This is a genomic window from Pseudomonas juntendi (genome assembly GCF_009932375.1).
Taxonomy (GTDB): Bacteria; Pseudomonadota; Gammaproteobacteria; order Pseudomonadales; family Pseudomonadaceae; genus Aquipseudomonas; species Aquipseudomonas juntendi.
The window spans coordinates 1-21,424 of sequence record NZ_BLJG01000017.1 but is presented as its reverse complement, the minus strand read 5'-3'; the positions used below and the strand labels follow the sequence as shown (position 1 = coordinate 21,424).

General features: G+C 61.7%; 22 protein-coding genes and 1 tRNA gene. 9 read left to right on the top strand and 14 right to left on the bottom strand.

Going from position 1 to position 21,424, the window contains the following annotated elements; all coding sequences use genetic code 11:
- Positions 1–12: 12 nt before the first annotated feature.
- From GYA94_RS02510 to GYA94_RS02475, 8 genes are all read right to left on the bottom strand, one after another.
- Positions 13–753, bottom strand: a complete 741-nt coding sequence (locus GYA94_RS02510; RefSeq protein ID WP_054913402.1) for a flagellar basal body rod protein FlgF — start codon at positions 751–753, stop codon at positions 13–15.
- A 290-nt stretch (positions 754–1,043) separates the two neighbouring features.
- Positions 1,044–1,229, bottom strand: a complete 186-nt coding sequence (locus tag GYA94_RS02505; RefSeq protein WP_161891728.1) for a hypothetical protein — start codon at positions 1,227–1,229, stop codon at positions 1,044–1,046.
- Between the two features lie 72 nt (positions 1,230–1,301).
- Complete coding sequence (flgE, locus tag GYA94_RS02500; protein WP_161891727.1) at positions 1,302–2,657, bottom strand: flagellar hook protein FlgE; 1,356 nt, start codon at positions 2,655–2,657, stop codon at positions 1,302–1,304.
- A gap of 31 nt (positions 2,658–2,688) precedes the next feature.
- Positions 2,689–3,393 (bottom strand): flagellar hook assembly protein FlgD, encoded by a 705-nt coding sequence (gene flgD, locus GYA94_RS02495; RefSeq protein WP_054913399.1) that lies wholly within the window; start codon positions 3,391–3,393, stop codon positions 2,689–2,691.
- A gap of 15 nt (positions 3,394–3,408) precedes the next feature.
- Complete coding sequence (gene flgC / locus GYA94_RS02490; RefSeq protein WP_025340101.1) at positions 3,409–3,852, bottom strand: flagellar basal body rod protein FlgC; 444 nt, start codon at positions 3,850–3,852, stop codon at positions 3,409–3,411.
- 2 nt (positions 3,853–3,854) lie between these two features.
- Positions 3,855–4,265: a flagellar basal body rod protein FlgB gene (gene flgB / locus GYA94_RS02485; protein ID WP_009684247.1), complete on the bottom strand. Its 411-nt coding sequence runs from the start codon at positions 4,263–4,265 to the stop codon at positions 3,855–3,857.
- Between the two features lie 323 nt (positions 4,266–4,588).
- Positions 4,589–5,416 carry a protein-glutamate O-methyltransferase CheR gene (gene cheR, locus GYA94_RS02480; protein WP_009684248.1) on the bottom strand — a complete coding sequence of 276 codons (828 nt, stop codon included), beginning with the start codon at positions 5,414–5,416 and terminating at the stop codon, positions 4,589–4,591.
- A gap of 49 nt (positions 5,417–5,465) precedes the next feature.
- A complete protein-coding gene (locus tag GYA94_RS02475) occupies positions 5,466–6,395 on the bottom strand; it encodes a chemotaxis protein CheV (protein WP_009684249.1) in 930 nt (309 codons plus the stop codon).
- Between the two features lie 77 nt (positions 6,396–6,472).
- On the opposite strand from GYA94_RS02475, the gene flgA reads away from it, so the two are divergent.
- The 4 genes from flgA (at position 6,473) to GYA94_RS02455 (ending at position 9,043) form a co-directional block, all read left to right on the top strand.
- A complete protein-coding gene (flgA, locus tag GYA94_RS02470; RefSeq protein ID WP_054913400.1) occupies positions 6,473–7,225 on the top strand; it encodes a flagellar basal body P-ring formation chaperone FlgA in 753 nt (250 codons plus the stop codon).
- Between the two features lie 163 nt (positions 7,226–7,388).
- Positions 7,389–7,703: a flagellar biosynthesis anti-sigma factor FlgM gene (flgM, locus tag GYA94_RS02465; RefSeq protein WP_009684251.1), complete on the top strand. Its 315-nt coding sequence runs from the start codon at positions 7,389–7,391 to the stop codon at positions 7,701–7,703.
- Between the two features lie 49 nt (positions 7,704–7,752).
- Entirely contained in the window at positions 7,753–8,220 is a 468-nt protein-coding gene (locus GYA94_RS02460) for a flagella synthesis protein FlgN (RefSeq protein ID WP_054913401.1), read from the top strand.
- Positions 8,221–8,299: 79 nt separating this feature from the next.
- Positions 8,300–9,043 carry a flagellar brake protein gene (locus tag GYA94_RS02455; protein ID WP_110678711.1) on the top strand — a complete coding sequence of 248 codons (744 nt, stop codon included), beginning with the start codon at positions 8,300–8,302 and terminating at the stop codon, positions 9,041–9,043.
- Positions 9,044–9,433: 390 nt separating this feature from the next.
- On the opposite strand, the gene GYA94_RS02450 is transcribed toward GYA94_RS02455, so the two are convergent.
- Positions 9,434–10,774, bottom strand: a complete 1,341-nt coding sequence (locus tag GYA94_RS02450) for an MFS transporter (protein ID WP_054904782.1) — start codon at positions 10,772–10,774, stop codon at positions 9,434–9,436.
- 231 nt (positions 10,775–11,005) lie between these two features.
- Positions 11,006–11,491 carry a Bkd operon transcriptional regulator BkdR gene (gene bkdR, locus GYA94_RS02445; protein ID WP_003254485.1) on the bottom strand — a complete coding sequence of 162 codons (486 nt, stop codon included), beginning with the start codon at positions 11,489–11,491 and terminating at the stop codon, positions 11,006–11,008.
- Positions 11,492–11,689: 198 nt separating this feature from the next.
- Here bkdR and GYA94_RS02440 point away from each other — a divergent pair, with 198 nt between their 5' ends.
- From GYA94_RS02440 to lpdA, 4 genes are read left to right on the top strand one after another with little or no spacing between them, the layout of a single operon-like run.
- Positions 11,690–12,922, top strand: coding sequence for a 3-methyl-2-oxobutanoate dehydrogenase (2-methylpropanoyl-transferring) subunit alpha (locus tag GYA94_RS02440; RefSeq protein WP_029887003.1), 1,233 nt, complete (start codon positions 11,690–11,692; stop codon positions 12,920–12,922).
- A gap of 1 nt (position 12,923) precedes the next feature.
- Positions 12,924–13,982, top strand: coding sequence for an alpha-ketoacid dehydrogenase subunit beta (locus GYA94_RS02435; RefSeq protein WP_110678709.1), 1,059 nt, complete (start codon positions 12,924–12,926; stop codon positions 13,980–13,982).
- Positions 13,983–15,242 (top strand): dihydrolipoamide acetyltransferase family protein, encoded by a 1,260-nt coding sequence (locus tag GYA94_RS02430; protein ID WP_161891726.1) that lies wholly within the window; start codon positions 13,983–13,985, stop codon positions 15,240–15,242. It begins immediately after the preceding gene.
- 2 nt (positions 15,243–15,244) lie between these two features.
- A complete protein-coding gene (gene lpdA / locus GYA94_RS02425; protein WP_161891725.1) occupies positions 15,245–16,624 on the top strand; it encodes a dihydrolipoyl dehydrogenase in 1,380 nt (459 codons plus the stop codon).
- A gap of 81 nt (positions 16,625–16,705) precedes the next feature.
- On the opposite strand, the gene GYA94_RS02420 is transcribed toward lpdA, so the two are convergent.
- The 3 genes from GYA94_RS02420 to phnN form a co-directional block, all read right to left on the bottom strand.
- Positions 16,706–17,704, bottom strand: a complete 999-nt coding sequence (locus GYA94_RS02420; RefSeq protein ID WP_110678703.1) for a sensor domain-containing diguanylate cyclase — start codon at positions 17,702–17,704, stop codon at positions 16,706–16,708.
- Positions 17,705–17,920: 216 nt separating this feature from the next.
- Positions 17,921–17,997 (bottom strand) — tRNA-Arg (locus GYA94_RS02415).
- A gap of 108 nt (positions 17,998–18,105) precedes the next feature.
- A complete protein-coding gene (gene phnN, locus GYA94_RS02410) occupies positions 18,106–18,702 on the bottom strand; it encodes a phosphonate metabolism protein/1,5-bisphosphokinase (PRPP-forming) PhnN (RefSeq protein WP_110678701.1) in 597 nt (198 codons plus the stop codon).
- 346 nt (positions 18,703–19,048) lie between these two features.
- On the opposite strand from phnN, the gene GYA94_RS02405 reads away from it, so the two are divergent.
- Entirely contained in the window at positions 19,049–19,375 is a 327-nt protein-coding gene (locus GYA94_RS02405) for an Arc family DNA-binding protein (protein ID WP_009681471.1), read from the top strand.
- Positions 19,376–19,588: 213 nt separating this feature from the next.
- Here GYA94_RS02405 and mgtE read toward each other — a convergent pair whose 3' ends face one another.
- The gene (gene mgtE, locus GYA94_RS02400; protein ID WP_110678699.1) at positions 19,589–21,031 is read right to left on the bottom strand and encodes a magnesium transporter; all 1,443 of its coding nucleotides are present in this window, start codon (positions 21,029–21,031) and stop codon (positions 19,589–19,591) included.
- Between the last annotated feature and the right edge of the window lie 393 nt (positions 21,032–21,424).

Genomic DNA, 21,424 nt, shown 5'->3' with positions numbered 1-21,424 from the left:
GTTCAAAAGTGATTAGCCGATTTGCAAAACACGCGCCATGGCTTCGTCGCCTTCCTTGGCCGCATTCATCATCTTCACGTGCAGTTCAAATTGACGCGACAGCGCCAGGACCGAGGTCATCTCTTCGACGGCGTTGACGTTGCTGCCCTCGAGAAAACCAGATACCACCCGCACGTTGACGTCGGCGTCGGCTGGCTGGCCAGAGGTGGTATGGATCATGCCATCGAGGCCTTTGGTAAGACCCTTGGTGTCCGGGTTGACCAGCTTTATACGGTCGACCTCGGCCATCACTCGCGGGTCTTCACCCATGGAACGAATGCTGATGGTGCCATCGGCGCCCACCTCCACCTTCTGTTCTGGCGGGATGGCAATCGGGCCGCCGTTGCCGATCACGGGCATGCCGTTGCCGGCACGCAGCACCCCCAAAGCATCGATATTCAGGCTGCCTGTACGAACATAGGCCTCGCTACCGTCCGGGGCTTGTACAGCGATGAAACCTTTGCCGGTTACCGTCACGTCCAGATCTCGACCAGTTTCGACCATCGGCCCTTCGCTGAAGTCGGTGGCCGGACGCTCGGTCATGGCAAAGGCGCGCGCCGGAAAGCTGTCGCCAAACACCGGCATCGAACGCGCCTGCTCCAGGTCACGCTGAAAACCGTTGGTGGAAATGTTCGCCAGGTTGTTGGCGTGGGCCTTCTGCGCCAGCGCGTTCTGGCTGGCGCCGGTCATGGCCACGTAAAGCATCTTGTCCACAGTCATCCTCCGCTGCACTGGCGCTCGTTTGCCGTACGCCGCTGCTTTACTGGCAAAGAAGCAAGTTCCGAACCAACTTTCTGAAATCGTGAAAAAGCCCATGAATACGGGCTTTTCGGGGGTCGTGTTCAAGTAGCGGACGCCGGTTATCCGGCGCCGGGTTGCCGATGGCGGCAAACTTGTACCGACCTCTTCGCGGGCGCGCCCGCTCCTACAGGTAGAGCGCTGGCCTTGAGGTCTGCGCTTGCTGTGGGAGCGGGCGTGCCCGCGAAGAGCCGGTACAGGCTTCATCAACGCTCGCGGCAACCACCATTGTTGTAGGGGCCGGCGAACTTCTTCCAGCCATCCCCCGGCGACCATTGCGAGCACACCAGCCGACCATCCACCTGGCTTTCCCAACGCCACCAGGGCGCGGTACCGGCCAGGGCCTGGCACAGACAGAAAGCGGCGATCACTGCCACAACCAGTCTTTTCATAACCCCCCCTGCAAAGACGACAAACCCCTTCACGACAAAGGGGTTCGTCCACACACGCTCAGCCAGCGACCATCAGGCCATCTGAATGATGGTCTGCATGATGGTGCTTTCGGTAGAGATGGTTTTGGCATTCGCCTGGTAGTTGCTCTGCGCCTTGATCAGCTCGACCAACTCCTGGGTCAGGTTGACGTTCGAGCCCTCCAATGCATTGGACTCGACGCTACCCAGCGTACCGGTCTTCGGCGCATCGATACCAGGAATGCCGGAAGTGTAGGTTTCGGTCCAGCGGGTACCACCAATCTGCTGCAGGCCCTGCTCGTTGGCGAAGCTGGCCAGGGCCACCTGGCCGATGGCACGGGATTGCTGGTTACTGAAGCTGGCGAACAGCACGCCCGTCGAGTCGATGCTCAGGCTCGACAGAATACCGGTCGCGTAACCATCCTGGGACTGCGACATGCGCGCGGTCTCGGTGTTGTACGAGGTGGTGCTGTTCATCGACAGGCGCATGCCATCGGCATTACCCACCGCGCCGTTGGAAGCCCAGTTACCTGCCGAATCCTCCACCGCAGGCACCCAACCGGTCATGGTGAAGGTGTTATTGGTGACGGTGAACGACGAGCCCGCCGGGTGACCGGTGTTATCAGCCGCCATGCTCTTGACCGAGCCATCGCTGTTGAAGCTGATGGTGCCGGTCAGCGGTGTAGTGGAGGATGGGTCGAACGGGTTGCGCCCATCGACCAGGGTGTACATGGTCCACTCATTGGTGCCGGTCTTGCGGTAGAACTGCTCCATGGTGTGCTCGTTGCCCTGGCTGTCATACACCTTGGTCGGGAACGACTTGGTATACGTCGACGCGCTGGCAGGATCGAACGGCAGGTTAGGCACCATCGCGCCGTTGCCGTCATCGACCTCGAGAGGGATATCGGCGGCCGAAGAATTCAGGTTGATACCCTGATCGATCAGGGAGGTCGCCTTTGGCTGCAGCGCCGAGGTATCAATCTGCAAGTCCTTCAGTACACCCTTCTGAATATTGCCAGCCGCATCAGCGGTATAGCCCTGCAGGCGCAAGCCGTCGGAAGTCACCACGAAGTTGTCCTTGCTGGCCTGGAAAGCACCTGCACGGGTGTAGACACGCGAGCCATTATCGGACAACACGAAGAAGCCCTGCCCTTGAATTCCCATGTCCAGCACGTTGCCTGTGGTGTTTACATCGCCCTGGGTGAACTGTTGGGAAATGGCAGCCAGGCGCACCCCGTTGCCCACTTGGTTCTTGCCGACACCCAAGCGGTTGGCACCCGCGTAGACATCCGCGAACTCGGCACGCGAAGACTTGAAGCCAGTTGTATTGACGTTGGCGATGTTGTTACCAGTGACGTCCAACTGCTTGTTCGCCGCAGACAGACCGCTAAGGCCGATATTGAAAGACATGAATTCGCTCCTTGTGCCGCGCTAACGGGCCTTAGATACCAATGGTTTGTACGTCGGAAAGAGACACCTTGCCGACACCGGCGAGGTTGAGCACCATTTCACCCGTTGCGCTGAAGCTGACGCTGGTCACCTTGGCCGGCAAGAGGGTGTTCATCTGCACCGACTGTCCATCTACTGTGGTGGTGGCAGTGAACGTGTAGGTGCCCGGGTCGACTTTCTCCCCGCTGCTGTTGGTGCCATCCCAGATGAAGTCAGCGTAACCCGCCTTCTGCTCACCCAACTCGATGGTCTTGACGGTGTTGCCGTCCTTGTCCTTGATGGTGATCTTCGCTTCGCTGATAGCCTGAGGCACAACGAACTGGGCATTGAAGCTTTCAGTGGTATCAACCACAGCTTTATCGTTCTGCACCACCACCGATCGGCCTACCAACGATGAAGCCTGCAGCGCCTGCGACGACGCCATGGCATTGGTGATACTGCTAACCGACTCATTCAGGGAGGTAATACCTTCCAAGCTGCTGAACTGCGCCAACTGAGCAACGAATTCACCGTTGTCCTGCGGGTCCAGCGGGTTCTGATGCTGCATCTGCGTTACAAGCAGCTGCAGGAAAGCATCCTTACCCAACGAATCAGTGCCGGTCTTGGAAGCGGTATCCGTGGTTTTCTTCGTACTGCTACCCACACCGGACGCCGTGAGCACATCATTGAGGTTGACGCCGGTAGTCTCGATTGCCATGGTCTGGATTCCTTATCACTGCCCGAGGGTCAGCACTTTCTGCATCATGCTCTTGGCCGTGTTCATCAGCTCGGCGTTGGTCTGGAACGCGCGGCTGGCCGAGATCATGTCAGCCATCTCCTCGACCACGTTGACGTTCGGGTAGTAGACATAGCCGTCCTTGTTCGCCGCCGGGTGGTTCGGCTCGTAGCGGGCTTCAAGGTTGCTCTGGTCTTCGACGATGCCCTTTACCTGCACGCCCTGCCCGGCTTCACCCTGGTCCTCGAACAGCGACTGGCTGCCGCCAGCCTGTGCATCCTGGAAGGTCGTGGCGAACACCGGATGGCGAGCGCGGTAGGTCTGGTCGATGCTCGACGAGACCGTCTCGGCGTTGGCGATGTTGGAAGCGACGGTGTTCAGGCGCGTGTTCTGCGCGCTCATGCCGCTACCGGCAATATTGAAGACACTGGAAAGGGACATGGTCATTCTCCCCGCAGGGCGGAAACCAGCCCTTTGAATTTACTGTTGAGCAAGGTGAAGCTGGCCTGGAAGCCAATGGCGTTTTCGGTGTAGTTCGACTGCTCGATCTGCGCGTCGACGGTGTTCTGGTCGATCGAAGGCTGCAGCGGCGTGCGGTATTTAAGCGTGTCGTCAGCAGCGACGGCCAGGCCTTCGGCTTCGATGTGCCGGCTGTTGGTCCGCTCCATGGCAAAGCGGCCACTTTGCTGCTTGCTGGTTTCGGCGGCGAGTACCGAAGAGAAGTCCATGTCACGCGCCTTGTAGTTGGGCGTGTCGGCATTGGCAATGTTGTTGGCCAACACTTCGGCGCGCTGGGCGCGGAAGCCCAGTGCCTTTTCGTGAATGCCAAGCGCCTTGTCGAAACTGATGCTCATATCGGGGAAACCTTCAGAGGTTGACCGGAGTTTTGTTGAGCAAGCTATAGCAAGGGCTGTGCCAACCCCCCGGACCCCCGAAAATACGGGGTATGCGCGCGGCATGCTGTCAGGGTGATGCCAGAAAAGCGGCAAAGGCCTTCCGCCTTTGGCAGTGAAAGCGGCAATTACCGGTTGGCAAAAGCGGCAAAACAAAAATTTGACGTCAGGGTTTTCCTGAGCCGGCCTCTTCGCGGGCATGCCCGCTCCCACAGGGGCCATGCAAGCCTGAAGGCGGTACAGGCAAACAAAAAGGCCGGCAACTTTCGCCGCCGGCCTTCTGCTTACTTGGCCTGGTAGATGATCCCCGGGCTGCACTGCACCATCTGGTAATGGTCCGGCAACCCGTTCAACGCCTCCGAGGCACCGAGGAACAAGTAGCCACCCGGCTTCAGCGTGCTGTGAATACGCAGCAGGATGTCGCGCTTCACCTGCGCCGAGAAGTAGATCAACACGTTGCGGCAGAACACGATGTCGAACTTGCCCAGGCTGGCATAGCTGTCGAGCAGGTTGAAGGCACGAAACTCGACGCGGCTGCGGATCGCCGGCTTGACCGCCCAGCGCCCAGGCCCCTTGGGGTCGAAATAACGCTGCAGGCGCTCCTGGGACAAACCGCGGGCAATCGCCAGGCTATCGTACTCACCGGTCTTGCAGTTGGTCAGCATGGTACCGGAGAGGTCGGTAGCCACGATTTGCGCACCCATCTTCAGCTGGCCGAGGTTGCTGCGCTCGAACTCGTCAATGGCCATCGAGATGGAATACGGCTCCTGGCCCGACGAGCAGGCAGCGGACCACATGCGCAGCCGCTGCCCAGGGTTGTTGCGAATGAACTCGGGAATGACCTTGTTCTTCAGCACTTCGAACGGATAGGTGTCGCGAAACCACAAGGTCTCGTTGGTGGTCATGGCATCGACCACCTGCTCGCGCAGGCCGCCGCGCGGCTGGGTCTGGATGCGCTGCACCAGCTCACCCAGGCTCTTGATGCCCTGTTGCTCCATCAGCTTGTTGAGACGGCTGGAAACCAGGTACTGCTTATTTTCCCCCAGCAGGATGCCACAGGCTTTCTCCAGGAAGACCCGGAACTGTTCGAAATCCAAATTACCCGTAGACACTACTGCCGCCTCTTTTCAATCACTGGTGCCAGGGCTAGCCCCGGCTGCTTCAATGCGCTGCCTTGATCCGGTCGACCACCCGCTGGGCCAGGTCGTCCGGCTTGAACTTGGCCAGGAAGTCATCAGCGCCGACCTTCTTGACCATCGCCTGGTTGAACACCCCGGAAAGCGAAGTATGCAGGCAGATGTGCAGTTTTTGCATGCGCGGGTCACTGCGAATTTCCGCGGTAAGCGTATAGCCGTCCATTTCCGGCATTTCAATGTCGGAGATCATCATCAGAAACTCCTCTTCCGGCTTCTTGCCCTCCTCCACCAGCTGGCGCAGGTAGTTCAAGGCCTGGCGGCCGTCATTGAGCGCCACCACTTCCACCCCGACGGTCTGCAGGCAGCGGCTGACCTGCTTGCGTGCCACCGACGAATCGTCGACGGTCAGCACCCGCAGCAGCACGGCCTTGTCCTGCACCTCGGCATCGACCACCCCGGCCGATACCGATTCGGAAGAAGGTGCCACCTCGGCCAGCACTTTCTCCACGTCGATGATCTCGACCATGCGGTTATCCACCCGGGTGACGGCGGTCAGGTAGTGGTCCCGGCCGGTGCCCTTGGGTGGTGGGTGGATCTCTTCCCAGTTCATGTTGACGATGCGTTCGACCGAATGCACCAGAAAGCCCTGGGTCTTGGTGTTGTACTCGGTGATGATCACGAAACTCTTGCGCGTGTCTTCCTGCAGCGGTCGCAGCCCGGTCGCCATCGACAAGTCGAGGATCGGGATGGTCGCCCCACGAATGTTGGCCACCCCGCGCACCACCGGGTGCGCCTTGGGCAGCAGGGTCAGCGCAGGGCATTGCAGCACTTCCCTGACCTTGAATACGTTGATGCCGTAAAGCTGTTCGCCATTGAGGCGGAACAGCAGCAACTCCAGGCGATTCTGCCCCACCAGCTGCGTGCGCTGGTTGACCGAATCCATCACACCCGCCATGCCAGACTCCTTAACATTTCAGCCTTACGTTGCAACTCGAACAGTGAGTCGGCACGGGCTTTGCTTTTTTGAGCGTCATGTACACGAAAACGACATTTTTCCGACGATTGACGCGCCTGCTGACTGGCTCGCTGGCCACGCTGTGCCTGCTGATGCCCGGCGTTCGCACGCTAGCGGACGCGTTCACCTTGCCTGAACAGCTTATCGGTGTCACCCAAGGGTTTCTTGAATTTACCGTCGAAGATTATCTGGCCAGCACCCAGACCGCCGGCCGCTATGAAATCGAGGTCAGCTCGCTGGACCCGCGCCTGCGCATGCCGTTGTGCAGCCAGCAACTGGACGCCTCGCTGGAAAGCCCCGCGCAGCCACTGGGCCGGGTGACCGTGCGGGTGCGCTGCAACGGCGCCGCGCCGTGGACGGTATTCGTTCCCGCCACGGTGCGGCTGTTCCGCGACGTGGTGGTGGTAACCCGCCCGCTCAAGCGTGACAACGTCGTTGGTGAAGGCGACGTGGCCCTGCGCGAACGGGATGTCGGCACCCTGGGCCAGGGCTTCCTCAGCGAACTGGACCAAGCCGTGGGCATGAAGATGCTGCGCCCCACGGTGATCGACCAGGTGCTCACCCCGCAGCACCTGGAGCAGGCCGAGGTGGTGCGCAAGGGTGATCAGGTGGTCATCGTGGCGCGCACCGGCAGCCTGAGCGTGCGCATGCCAGGCGAAGCCCTGAGCAAGGGCGGCCTCAGCGAGCAGATAAGGGTACGCAACCTCAATTCGAAACGGGTGGTCAAGGCCAGGGTCACCGGCCCTGGCCAGGTCGAGGTCAGCATGTAGACCAATCGCCAGAAGGCGCTGGCGGTGCGGAACCGCATTTCCTAAACTGTGTCAGAAAACGGGTGGCGAGCTTGCTGACAGGCGGCAACGCATTTGTGCCTAAAGTTTCTATCGGGTTGGCCGAAAACAAGGCAAGCGTCCAAATACCCAGAGGTTTCTGATCATGGTCATCGACTTCAGTCGTTTGAATAACTCTCCGTCCGTCACGGGCGGCGTGCGCGGTAACAGCGCCACCGGCAGCGCCGAAAAACCGGCAGCCAGCCAGGAAGCGGTGAAAGACACCGGCGCCAGCGGAGAAGCGGTACACCTCAGCCAAGAGGCCCAGCAGTTGCAGAAGATCAGCGACAAGCTGCGCGACGAACCGGTGGTCAACAGCGCCCGTGTGGCTCAGTTGAAACAGGCTATCGCCGACGGCAGCTACCAGGTCGATGCCGGCCGGGTCGCCAGCAAACTGCTTGATTTCGAAGCCCAGCGCTGACCGAGCGGCGCGCTGACTTCACGGACGCTAGAAAAGCCAAGAGTTAGCCATGCACGACACCACATTGCTGCAACTGATCGAAGATGACATTGCCCCGCTGCAGGAACTGCTTGAGCTCCTGCAGAAAGAAGCCGTTGCTTTGCATGGTCGCGACATGTCGCCACTGGAGAGCATCTTGGCGCGCAAGCAGTCTTTGATCGTGCTGCTCGAGCAGCAAGGGATCCGTCGCGGCAACCTGCTCACCAGCCTAGGCCTTAGCGCCGATCGCGCAGGGGTCGAGGCCGTTGCCGCTCAATCGCCAAATGGTGCATTGCTACTGCAGCAACTCGACGTCATTAGCCAGCTGATGCAAGCCTGCCAGCAAGTCAATGAGACCAATGGCCGTATCATCCAGGTGCAGCAACACGTCACCAATAACCAGATCCGCATCCTTCAAGGCGGTGATTCACCGTCGCTGTACAATAGCCGTGGCGGCACGTCGCTGCTGAGCAAGCCACGCGCCCTCAGCCAAGTCTGATTTTTCTATCAAGGCACGGAACATACTGGCAAAATGCCGTTACTTGCGTGAGTCGCTTTTGCCTGGAGAACGATAAGCCGTGTTCAATGAATCAGATGCCCCGCAACCGCCAAAGGTGCTGAGCACCCCTTTGGAGATTGCGGCCAACTTGCGGCAACTGCAAGAAAGCCACGACCCGCTGATCATCACCTTCCATGACCGCAGCCACCGCTTCCAGAGCTACGTGACGCACGTGGACCGTGAAAGCAATACCCTGGCGCTGGATGAAATGATCCCCCGTGACGGCGAGAAGTTCATCGAGAGCGGTGAACACTTCCGTGTCGAAGGCTTCCACGACGGCGTGCGTATTGCCTGGGAATGCAACCACGCACTGAAGATCAGCGAAGTCAACGGCCACCGCTGCTACAGCGGCCCCATGCCAGTCGAGATGACCTACCACCAGCGCCGCAATGCCTTCCGCGCCGCGCTGAAGCTGTCGCAACTGGTCGACGTGATCCTTGACGGGACCCACCTCAAAGGCAACGGTGCCCTGCGCGGCAAGCTGCTGGACATCTCCGCCACCGGCTGCAAACTGCGCTTCGAGGGCGATGTCGAAAGCCGCCTGCAACTGGGCCAGGTGTATGAGCGCTTCAAGGCGGGTAACCCGCTGGGCCTGGTCGACACCATGGTCGAGCTGCGCCACCTGCATTATGAAGAGCGCATCAACACCACCTTTGCCGGCGTACGCTTCCACAACCTCAGCGGCCCGGCACAGCGCAAGGTCGAGAGTTTCGTGTACCAGCTGCAGCGTGAGGCGCGGCGGTTCGACAAAGACGACTACTGACCGTCGGCTGGTTGAAGCAGAAACGCCACCGTTCGAGGTGGCGTTCTCGTTTGTGTTTCTCCAGTGCTGGCCCCTTCGCGGGCTCGCCCGCTCCCACAGGGTCATCGCCAGCCTCGAGGGCTGTGCAGTACCTGTGGGAGCGGGCAAGCCCGCGAAGAGGCCGGCACAGGCTTACACTGACTTGCTCGCGTCTTCAGCCTCGGGCGCCTGTTGCTCGGACAACTAGCCCAGCGTCAGCGAAACGCCACCGTTCGAGGTGGCGTTTGCGTTTGTGTTTCTCCAGTGCTGACCCCTTCGCGGGCTTGCCCGCTCCCACAGGGTCATCGCCAGCCTCGAAGGCTGTGCAGAACCTGTGGGAGCGGGCGAGCCCGCGAAGAGGCCGGCACAGGCTTACACTGACTTGCTCGCGTCTTCAGCCTCGGGCGCCTGTTGCTCGGCCCCCTTCTCTTCCGCCTCGGTATCCTCTGCCGCCACCGGCGCCTGCATTACATCCTGCACGGTCTGCTCATCCACGCGCGGGTCCAAGGCCGCCGACAATGGCGAACCGGCCGCCGGCATCGCCACGTGACCAAGCGGTGCGTCCTGCACCTGGTGCAAGCCGGTAACCGCCTTCGGCCGGATGCGCCACACCAGCACCAGCGCAAAGAACACGAAGAAGGCATACAGCATCTGCGCGCCCAGCACCTTCATCAGCACGCCAGCCGCCAATGGCCCGATACAGGCGCCAACGCCGTAAGTCACCAGCAGCATCGCGGTCAACGACACCCGCCGCTCACTTTCCACGTGGTCGTTGGAAAACGCCACCGCCAGCGGATACAGACAGAACTGCAACAGCGAAATCACGAAGCCGATGCCGAACAGCAACTCCAGCGGCACGCTGGGCAGTACCGCCAACGGCGCTGCCGCCAGCGCCAGGCCCACCGCCACGCTGCGGATCAGTACCGCCCGGTCGTAACGGTCGGACAACCAACCCAGCGGCCACTGCACCAGCAGGCCGGCAAAGATGCAGCTACCCATGAACAGACCGATCTGCTCCGTGCTCATGCCCTGGCTGGAGGCATACAACGGCGCCAGGCCGTAGAACGAACCCACGATCAGCCCCGAGCCGAGCACGGTGCTGAGCGACTGCGGCACGCGCTTGATGAAGAACTTCGGCTCCATCGGGGCCGGGCGCAAGGGTGCCGGGTGAATACGCCGGGTCATGGCCACCGGCACCAGGCACAGGGCAAAGCACATAGCCACCAGCATCAGCAGTTCCGGGCCTAGCGCCGGGTGCACCACCAAAATCAGCTGGCCGAGCACCAGGCCCAGGTACGAGGCAATCATGTACCCGCTGAACACCGCGCCGCGGTGCTTCACATCCGCCTGCTCGTTGAGCCAACTCTCGATGACCATGTACTGGCACATCATGCCCAGGCCAACAATCATGCGCAGGCCGACCCACGCCGGCAGCCAGTCGGTCAGGCCATGGCCGAGCACCGCCGCGCCAACGATGCCGGCGCAGGTGGCATAAGCGCGTATGTGCCCGACCCGACCGATCAGCCGGTGGCCGACCTTGCCGCCCACTGCCAGGCCAAAGTAGTTGGCCGCCATCAAGGCACCTACCCACAGGCTGTCGACGTGGTCGGCAGCCAGGCGCAAGGCGAGGTAGGTACTGAGCAGACCCGAGCCGATCAACATCATCAGCGCGGCGAAATACAACGACTGAAACGGCTTCCATACATTTCGCATAGGTACCGAGGAGCTCCCTGGTCAGGTGGCGGGCTGCTAGCAGCATAAGGGCAAAACCCGCTCGGCGCAGGCCCCCTTTGAGCGATTTGCCGCCATGGCGGCGTGTCCGGTGCAGGTGGTGTCGCGATCAGGCTGGTACTGCCAGCACGCGCTGCTTGGCACGGTTGCTGGCGACCTAGCCTTCGATGAATTCGCAGTTCAACAGTTCCCACGCCAACGGCGCTGCATGGCTCACTCGCGCAAGGTCATGCCATTGGCTGGCAGCGGCAGGGCGGTTTTATAGCGCACCTGCTTCAGGGCAAAACTCGAGCGAATATTGGCCACACCCGGCAACCGGGTCAGGTAATCGAGAAACCGCTCCAGCGCCTGGATGCTGGGCAGCAGTACCCGCAGCAGGTAGTCCGGGTCACCGGTCATCAGGTAGCACTCCATCACCTCGGGCCGCTCGGCGATTTCTTCCTCGAAGCGATGCAGCGACTGCTCCACCTGTTTCTCCAGGCTGACATGAATGAACACGTTCACATCCAGCCCCAGCACTTCGGGGGACAACAACGTCACCTGCTGCCGGATCACGCCAAGCTCTTCCATGGCCCGCACCCGATTGAAACAGGGCGTGGGCGACAGGTTCACCGAGCGTGCCAGCTCGGCGTTGGTGATGCGGGCGTTCTCCTGCAGGCTGTTGAGAATGCCGATATCGGTACGATCGAGTTTGCGCATGAGACAAAATCACCGGTTTTTTTTGGTTATGCGGAATGTTTATCTGCCGCGCACGGCAAAGGCAATCAACTTGAGAGAAAAATTCTCCTGCCGGGCCACTAAGATGTAGGTGACGCTGACCTGCCAGTCACAAGCCGGCACTCAGCGGCGGCCGCTTCAAAGCTCACAAAAACAAATACCCGAGCGAGCGTAAAAAGCATGAACGAGTACGCCCCCCTGCGTTTGCATGTGCCCGAGCCCACCGGCCGGCCAGGCTGCCAGACCGATTTTTCCTACCTGCGCCTGAACGACGCAGGTCAAGCCCGCAAGCCCCCTGTGGATGTCGATGCTGCCGACACCGCCGACCTTTCCTACAGCCTGGTCCGCGTCCTTGACGAGCAAGGTAACGCTCAGGGCCCGTGGGCTGCAGACATCGACCCGCAGGTCCTGCGCCAGGGCATGCGCGCCATGCTCAAGACCCGGGTGTTCGACAGCCGCATGGTGGTTGCCCAGCGCCAGAAGAAGATGTCTTTCTACATGCAGAGCCTGGGCGAGGAAGCCATCGGCAGCGGCCAGGCACTGGCATTGAACCGCACCGACATGTGCTTCCCCACCTACCGCCAGCAAAGCATCCTGATGGCCCGCGACGTGTCACTGGTGGACATGATCTGCCAGTTGCTGTCCAACGAGCGCGATCCGCTCAAGGGCCGCCAGCTGCCGATCATGTACTCGGTACGCGAGGCCGGCTTCTTCACCATCAGCGGCAACCTGGCCACCCAGTTCGTGCAAGCCGTCGGCTGGGCGATGGCCTCGGCGATCAAGGGCGATACCAAGATCGCCTCGGCATGGATCGGCGACGGCGCCACCGCCGAGTCGGACTTCCACACCGCCCTGACCTTCGCTCACGTGTACCGGGCGCCGGTCATTCTCAACGTGGTCAACAACCAGTGGGCCATCTCGACCTTCCAGGCCATTGCCGGTGGCGAATCGACCACCTTCGCCGGCCGTGGCGTGGGCTGCGGCATCGCCTCGCTGAGGGTCGATGGCAACGACTTCGTCGCGGTGTATGCCGCCTCGCGCTGGGCCGCCGAACGCGCGCGCCGTGGCATGGGCCCCAGCCTGATCGAGTGGGTCACCTACCGCGCCGGCCCGCACTCGACCTCTGACGACCCGTCCAAGTACCGCCCCGCCGATGACTGGAGCCACTTCCCGCTGGGTGACCCGATCGCCCGGCTCAAGCAGCACCTGATCAAGATCGGCCACTGGTCCGAAGAAGAACACCAGGCCACCACCGCCGAATTCGAAGCGGCGGTGATCGCCGCGCAGAAAGAGGCCGAGCAATACGGCACCCTGGCCAACGGTCACATCCCGAGCGCTGCCTCGATGTTCGAGGACGTGTACAAGGAAATGCCCGACCACCTGCGCCGCCAACGCCAGGAACTGGGGGTTTGACATGAACGACCACAACAACAGCATCAACCCGGAAACCGCCATGGCCACCACCACCATGACCATGATCCAGGCCCTGCGCTCGGCCATGGATGTCATGCTTGAACGCGACGACAATGTAGTGGTGTACGGCCAGGACGTCGGCTACTTTGGCGGTGTGTTCCGCTGCACCGAGGGCCTGCAGGCCAAGTACGGCAAGTCGCGCGTATTCGACGCGCCGATCTCCGAGAGCGGTATCGTCGGCACCGCGGTTGGCATGGGCGCCTACGGTTTGCGCCCGGTGGTGGAAATCCAGTTTGCCGACTACTTCTACCCTGCCTCCGACCAGATCGTTTCCGAAATGGCCCGCCTGCGTTACCGCTCGGCCGGTGAATTCATCGCCCCGCTGACCCTGCGCATGCCCTGCGGCGGCGGCATTTACGGTGGCCAGACCCACAGCCAGAGCCCGGAAGCCATGTTCACCCAGGTGTGCGGCCTGCGTACGGTCATGCCATCGAACCCGTACGACGCCAAGGGCCTGCTGATCGCCTCGATCGAATGCGACGACCCGGTGATTTTCCTGGAGCCCAAGCGCCTGTACAACGGCCCGTTCGACGGCCACCACGACCGCCCCGTGACACCCTGGTCGAAACACCCGCACAGTGCCGTGCCCGACGGCTACTACAGCGTACCGCTGGACAAGGCCGCCATTGCCCGGCCAGGCAATGACGTGACCGTGTTGACGTACGGCACCACCGTGTACGTCGCCCAGGTGGCAGCCGAAGAGAGCGGCGTCGATGCCGAAGTGATCGACCTGCGCAGCCTCTGGCCGCTGGACCTCGAGGCGATTGTGGCGTCGGTGAAAAAAACCGGCCGCTGCGTGGTAGTGCACGAGGCCACCCGCACCTGCGGCTTCGGTGCCGAACTGGTTTCGCTGGTGCAGGAGCACTGCTTCCACCACCTGGAGGCGCCAATCGAGCGCGTCACCGGCTGGGACACCCCCTACCCTCACGCACAGGAATGGGCTTACTTCCCTGGGCCTTCGCGGGTAGGTGCGGCACTGAAAAAGGTCATGGAGGTCTGAATGGGCACGCACGTCATCAAGATGCCGGACATTGGCGAAGGCATCGCGCAGGTCGAGTTGGTGGAATGGTTCGTCAAGGTCGGCGACACCATCGCCGAAGACCAGGTGGTGGCCGATGTCATGACCGACAAGGCAACTGTGGAAATCCCTTCGCCGGTCAGTGGCAAAGTATTGGCCTTGGGCGGCCAACCCGGGGAAGTGATGGCGGTCGGCAGCGAGCTGATCCGCATCGAGGTGGAAGGCAGCGGTAACCATGTGGATGTGCCGCAGGCCAAACAGGTGGAAACGGCAGCTGCGCCGGCAGCGCCGCAGGAACCCGTGAAACCGGTCGCCTGCCAGGCACCGGCCAACCATGAAACCGCGCCCATCGTGCCGCGTCAGCCGGGCGACAAGCCGCTGGCTTCGCCCGCCGTGCGCAAGCGCGCCCTGGATGCGGGTATCGAACTGCGCTACGTGCATGGCAGCGGCCCGGCCGGGCGCATTCTGCACGAAGACCTCGACGCCTTCATGAGCAAGCCGCAAAGCAGCACTGGGCAGGCGCCGAATGGCTATGCCAAGCGCAGCGACAGCCAGCAGGTGCCGGTGATCGGCCTGCGCCGCAAGATTGCCCAGCGCATGCAGGACGCCAAGCGCCGGGTCGCGCACTTCAGCTACGTGGAAGAAATCGACGTCACGGCCCTCGAAGCCCTGCGCCAGCAGCTCAACAGCAAGCACGGCGACAGCCGCGGCAAACTCACCCTGCTGCCGTTCCTGGTGCGTGCGCTGGTGGTGGCGCTGCGTGATTTCCCGCAGATCAACGCGACCTACGACGACGAAGCGCAGGTCATCACCCGCCATGGTGCGGTGCATGTCGGCATCGCCACGCAAGGGGACAACGGGCTGATGGTGCCGGTGCTGCGCCACGCCGAAGCAGGCAGCCTGTGGGCCAACGCCAGCGAGATCACGCGCCTGGCCCATGCCGCGCGCAACAACAAGGCCAACCGCGAAGAACTGTCCGGTTCGACCATCACCCTGACCAGCCTCGGAGCGCTGGGCGGTATCGTCAGCACGCCCGTGGTGAACACGCCGGAGGTGGCGATCGTCGGCGTCAACCGCATGGTCGAGCGGCCGGTGGTGATCGACGGCCAGATCGTCGTGCGCAAGATGATGAACCTGTCCAGCTCGTTCGACCACCGGGTGGTCGATGGCATGGACGCCGCCCTGTTCATCCAGGCCGTGCGTGGCCTGCTCGAACAACCTGCCTGTCTGTTCGTGGAGTGATCATGCAACAAACCCTACAAACCACCTTGCTGATCATCGGCGGCGGCCCTGGCGGTTATGTCGCGGCCATCCGCGCCGGGCAACTGGGCATACCCACGGTGCTGGTCGAGGGCCAGGCGCTGGGCGGCACTTGCCTGAACATCGGCTGCATCCCGTCCAAGGCACTGATCCACGTGGCCGAGCAGTTCCACCAGGCAACCCGCTACACCGAAGCCTCACCGCTGGGCATCAGCGTGGCTTCGCCGCGCCTGGACATCGGCCAGAGCGTGGCCTGGAAGGACGGGATCGTCGACCGCCTGACAACCGGGGTCGCCGCCTTGCTGAAAAAACACGGAGTCAAGGTTGTGCATGGCTGGGCCAAGCTGCTCGACGGCAAGCAGGTCGAGGTCGATGGCCAACGTATCCAGTGCGAACACCTGCTACTGGCCACCGGCTCCAGCAGCGTTGAACTGCCGATGCTGCCGCTGGGTGGCGCGGTCATTTCCTCCACCGAAGCGCTGGCACCCAAAGCCCTGCCCCAACACCTGGTGGTGGTGGGCGGTGGTTACATCGGCCTGGAGCTGGGTATCGCCTATCGCAAACTGGGCGCGCGGGTCAGCGTGGTGGAAGCGCGCGAGCGCATTCTGCCGACTTACGACACTGAACTGACGGCACCGGTGGCCGAGTCGCTGAAAAAGCTGGGCATCGCCCTGCACCTGGGCCATACCGTCGAGGGTTACCGAGATGGCTGCCTGCTGGCCAATGATGGCCAGGGTGGGCAGTTGCGCCTGGAGGCTGACCAGGTACTGGTGGCGGTCGGCCGCCGACCACGCACCCGCGGCTTCAACCTGGAATGCCTGGACCTGAAAATGAACGGCGCCGGCATCGCCATCGACGAGCGCTGCCAGACCAGCATGCACAATGTCTGGGCCATCGGCGACGTGGCTGGCGAGCCGATGCTGGCGCACCGGGCCATGGCCCAAGGCGAGATGGTGGCCGAGATCATCGCCGGCAAAACCCGCCGTTTCGAGCCGGCAGCCATTGCCGCCGTGTGCTTCACCGACCCGGAAGTGGTGGTAGTCGGCAAGACCCCGGAGCAGGCCAGCCAGCAGGGCCTGGACTGCATCGTCGCGCAGTTCCCGTTTGCTGCCAATGGCCGGGCCATGAGCCTGGAGTCGAAAAGCGGTTTCGTGCGCGTGGTGGCGCGCCGTGACAACCATCTGATCGTGGGTTGGCAGGCGGTTGGCGTGGCCGTTTCCGAGCTGTCCACGGCGTTTGCCCAGTCGCTGGAGATGGGCGCATGCCTGGAGGATGTGGCCGGTACCATCCATGCCCACCCGACACTGGGTGAGGCGGTACAGGAAGCGGCACTGCGCGCCTTGGGGCACGCCCTGCATATCTGACACTGAAGCGGCCAAGGCCGATTTGGCCCGCTGCGCCGTGAGGCGCCGCGGGTCTTTTTTTACTCACGGGGCCGGCACAGGCTACTCGGCTATGACGTTCTTGCCATTGCCCTTGGCCCGGTACAGCGCCTGGTCCGCCCGCGCCAGCAGCTCAACCTGGTCCTCACCGCCGCGCCGCTGCACCACGCCGTAGCTCATGGTCAACCGGCAGTCGCCTACCGGCTCCAGCTGCTGTACGGCCTGGCGCAAGCGTGTTGCCACATCCAACGCCTCGCTCAGGGCGGTCTGCGGCAGCACGATGATGAACTCGTCACCCCCCCAACGCGCCAACAGGTCAAAATCACGCAGGCAGCTGCGCAGGTTTTCCGCCACCTGCACCAATGCCCTGTCACCCTGCGCGTGGCCATAGCGGTCATTGATCGGCTTGAAATCATCCATGTCCATGGCAATCAGTGACAACGGCTGGCGAAAGCGCTGAGCGCGCTGACACTCCAGTTGCAGCTCCTTTTCCAGCCGGTAGCGACTGGCGACGCGGGTCAGGGCATCGCGTTCGGCCAGCTCGCGGTTTTCATCCAGCTGGCGCTGCAACTGCTGGTTGACCCAGGACAGTTCGCGGGTGCGTTCGGCAACCAGGCTCTCCAGTGATTGGTTTTTCTGTTGCAGTTGCGCAACCAGGCGCTTGCCAGCGTCAATGTTGCGGTGCGCACCGAGCATGCGTGCCACCGAGCCATCGGCGTTGCGGTCGATGATATAGCCAGTGTCCTCGATCCACAGGTAACTGCCATCCTGGCAGCGGCAACGGTACTCGATAAGGTAACGCTCGGTGCGCTGCTCGATGTAGGCCTCGAAATGCGCCATCACCCGGGGGTAGTCTTCGGGATGGATCACACTTTCCCAGGTGAATACCGAGTTGGCCTTGGAATGGTTGGCATAGCCCAGCATGGCGTACCAACCGGGGTTGCGATAAACGTAGCCGGTGTTGGCGTTCCAGTCCCAGATGCCATCGCTGACCAACTCGAACAAGGTGTGCAACTGCTGCTCACTGAAGCCGGCGGGCGCCGGCCTGGTTTCCTGATTCATGCGCTCTCCCTGATGCCCAGCAACTGCGTGCCCATCAAGGGGCTGCCGACATTATGTGTTTGCCGCAGGCGGCAAGATCATGTCTGTCAGTGGCAAGCATAAGCCTGGCGCTGGGAGACCGGAAGAGATCCAACGGCGTATATTTTTACCGGCCATGACGGCCTGATCGGCGGCAAGCCTCAGGGCTTTGGAGAGGTAGGCAAACAGAGGGGGAAATGGCGTCCCAGGCAGGAATTGAACCTGCAACCTTCCCCTTAGGAGGGGGATGCTCTATCCAATTGAGCTACTGAGACGCAAACACCGGCAGCGAGCGCTGCACAGCGGGACGGCGAGCATGTTAACCAGCATGCCAGCGTTTGTCATGCCTGTACCGGGCTTTTTCGCGTAATCCTTTTCTGGCACTACGTCGCCCCGGGCAGCACGCCCGTTTCGCGCAGCAGTGTGAACAGGCCGGCGACGGCTGTTTCCAGGCGGTTGGAATTGTCCAGCACATGCACGGTGGGGTCGCTGGTGTGCTGTAAACGTGCATTACGGGCCAGGCGCTGCTCGACTTGCGCCGCCGTTTCCCGCCCGCGGGCCAACAAGCGCTCGCGCAGCACTTCGGGGCTGACTTCGACCAGCACCGCCAACAGGTCCGGGTAACGCGCACGGGCTTCGGCCAAATAGGCGCGCGAGCCATTGACCAGCACCGGCCTGCCCGCCTGCAGCCAGTGGTCCACCTGCACTGCAATGCCATACTCCAGGCCATTGGCCTGCCAATGCATGGCGAACGCGCCCTGCGCGAGCAGGGCCGCAAATTGCTGCGGGGTTACGCCATGGGCCGCTTCGCCCCGCGCTTCTGCCGAGCGGGTAATGACCCTGCGGGCGATTTCCACGCCGGCGGCAGCCAGTTGCTCACGGGAAGCTTCCAGGATGGAATCCTTCCCGGACCCTGACGGGCCCATCAAAAATATCAGCCGCCCTGCCCCTGATCGGCGGTCGCTTGCGTCATGTTGCATAGCCACTATGCTCTATGGAGGGAACCCGGCGCATTCTAGGGGTTTTCCTGGTCTTTTGCTGTTTTTTACCAGTTTTTGACGGCAAAAGGCTGACGGTCAGGCGAGCCGGAGCATGTAAAACTTTTCAAACCAGTACTCATTTCTGATAATTGGTACTGGCACAAAGCCTTTACCCGGCCCACTATTTGTCACAGAATTGACGCCAAGGAAACGGCGACCTTGAGGCAAGATGAGCATCCAATTTTCACTGACGGTTGAACATTTTGTCGCCACGACGGTCGTATTTTCACCCCCGTGCGGCCAATTTGAGAACCGCTTCCCCTGAACCAAAATCCGGTCAATTTATATGCGCCCAATGAAACAGGCTATTTATTCGAGCCGCACCGCTGACAAGTTCGTCGTCCGCCTGCCAGACGGAATGCGTGAGCGCATTGCCGAGGTAGCGCGCAACCATCACCGCAGCATGAACTCCGAAATCATCGCACGCCTGGAGCAAAGCCTTATCCAGGAAGGCGCGTTGGGTGACGAGCTGAGCATGCGCCTGGACAGCCCGGAGCTGTCCCTGCATGAACGCGAGTTGCTGCAACGTTTCCGTCAGCTCTCCCACCGCCAGCAAAACGCCTTGGTTGCGCTGATCGCGCACGATGCAGAGATGGCAGCCGACGCTTCCTGAAGGTTGCCAGCGGATACAAAAAAGCCAGCGTCAGCTGGCTTTTTTGTGGGTCACCACAGGGAATTCGCCCCCCTGTAGGAGCGGCCTTGTGTCGCGATGGGGCGCGCAGCGGCCCCGGGTTCTGGCGTTACAGCCGACATTGCCGGGGCCGCGCTGCGGCCCTTTCGCGACACGAGGCCGCTCCTACAGGGATCGCGTAAGGCAAGAAAGGGGTTACAGCAAGAATAGCGTCGCCAGCCCCAGGAAGATGAAGAACCCGCCACTGTCGGTCACAGCCGTGATCATCACACTCGCCCCCATCGCCGGGTCCCGCCCCAGTCGCGCCAGGGTCATCGGGATAAGCACCCCCATCAGCGCGGCCAGCAACAGGTTGAGGGTCATCGCTGCGGTCATCACCACCCCCAATGACCAGCTGCCATACAGCCAGAAAGCCACCGCACCGATCACCCCGCCCCACACCAGGCCGTTGATCAGCGATACCGCCAGCTCTTTACGCATCAAACGACTGGTATTGCCCGGCGACACCTGATCCAGCGCCATGGCACGGACGATCATGGTGATGGTCTGGTTACCGGAGTTGCCACCAATACCAGCAACGATCGGCATCAACGCGGCCAAGGCCACCAGTTTTTCAATCGAACCCTCGAACACGCCGATCACCCGAGAAGCCAGAAACGCGGTGATCAGGTTGATCGCCAGCCAGGCCCAGCGGTTGCGGAACGAACGCCAGACCGAGGCGAAGATGTCCTCTTCTTCGCGCAGACCGGCCATGTTGAGGACTTCGCTCTCGCTTTCCTCACGAATCAGGTCGACCATTTCGTCGATGGTCAAACGGCCGATCAGGCGCTCGCTCTTGTCGACCACCGGCGCCGATACCAGGTCGTAACGCTCAAAGGCCTGCGCGGCATCGTAGGCATCTTCCTCGGGCTGGAAAGACACGGGGTCGGTCGCCATGACATCCGCGACTTTCTTCTCCGGGTCGTTGACCAACAGGCGCTTGATCGGCAACACCCCTTTGAGGATGCCGTCGTAATCGACCACGAACAGTTTGTCGGTATGGTTGGGCAGTTCTTTGAGGCGGCGCAGGTAGCGCAGCACCACTTCCAGGCTGACGTCTTCGCGGATGGTGACCATCTCGAAGTCCATCAGCGCACCGACCTGCTCCTCGTCGTAGCTCAGCGCGGAACGCACCCGCTCGCGTTGCTGGGCATCCAGCGTTTCCATCAGCTCGTGGACAACGTCACGCGGCAACTCAGGCGCCAGGTCAGCCAGTTCGTCGGCGTCCATTTCCTTGGCCGCCGCCAGCAGCTCGTGGTCGTCCATGTCGGCAATCAGCGACTGACGTACGGAGTCGGAGACTTCGAGCAGGATGTCGCCGTCGCGATCCGAGCGCACCAGCTGCCAGACCGTCAGGCGGTCTTCCAGCGGCAAGGCTTCGAGGATGTAGGCGACGTCGGCGGGGTGAAGGTCATCGAGCTTGCGCTGCAACTCGACGAGGTTCTGGCGGTGGACCAGGTTCTCGACCAGGTCGTTGTGCGCACCTTCCTGGCGGTGGGTCAGGTCTTCGACCACACGCTGGCGCTGCAGCAACTCGATCACCTGGGCCAAGCGATCCTGCAGGCTGTCCTGTGCTTTTTTTACTTCTACTTCGGTCATAGGCGAACTCCACTCCCAGCAGCGGAGCACGCCGGGAGAATCAATCGGTCAGATCTTTCGGTATGAATCGTGTTAGCGAGTAACTACTGGGTAAGTCCATGGTGGTTTTCCACAAGCCCCGGCGGGGCTGACGGGCGCAATCATACACTGCTAAAGCTGTCAGATCGCTTAAATTTTTGGCTAGAACAATCGTTTGCGCGATAAAGCTGGGACAACGCACGAAGCCAACAGTGCGACGGTTGTCATGGGTACGAAAGCACATTGAATTTCGCATATGTCGCGGCAGTGCGGCCTTGGAGCTGCGAAGCGCCCCGGCCACGGCACAACCTTTACAGAAAAGCTTAGATGGCCATGGTCGACAATTCTGTGACACGCAGAATCGAGTAGGAGGCG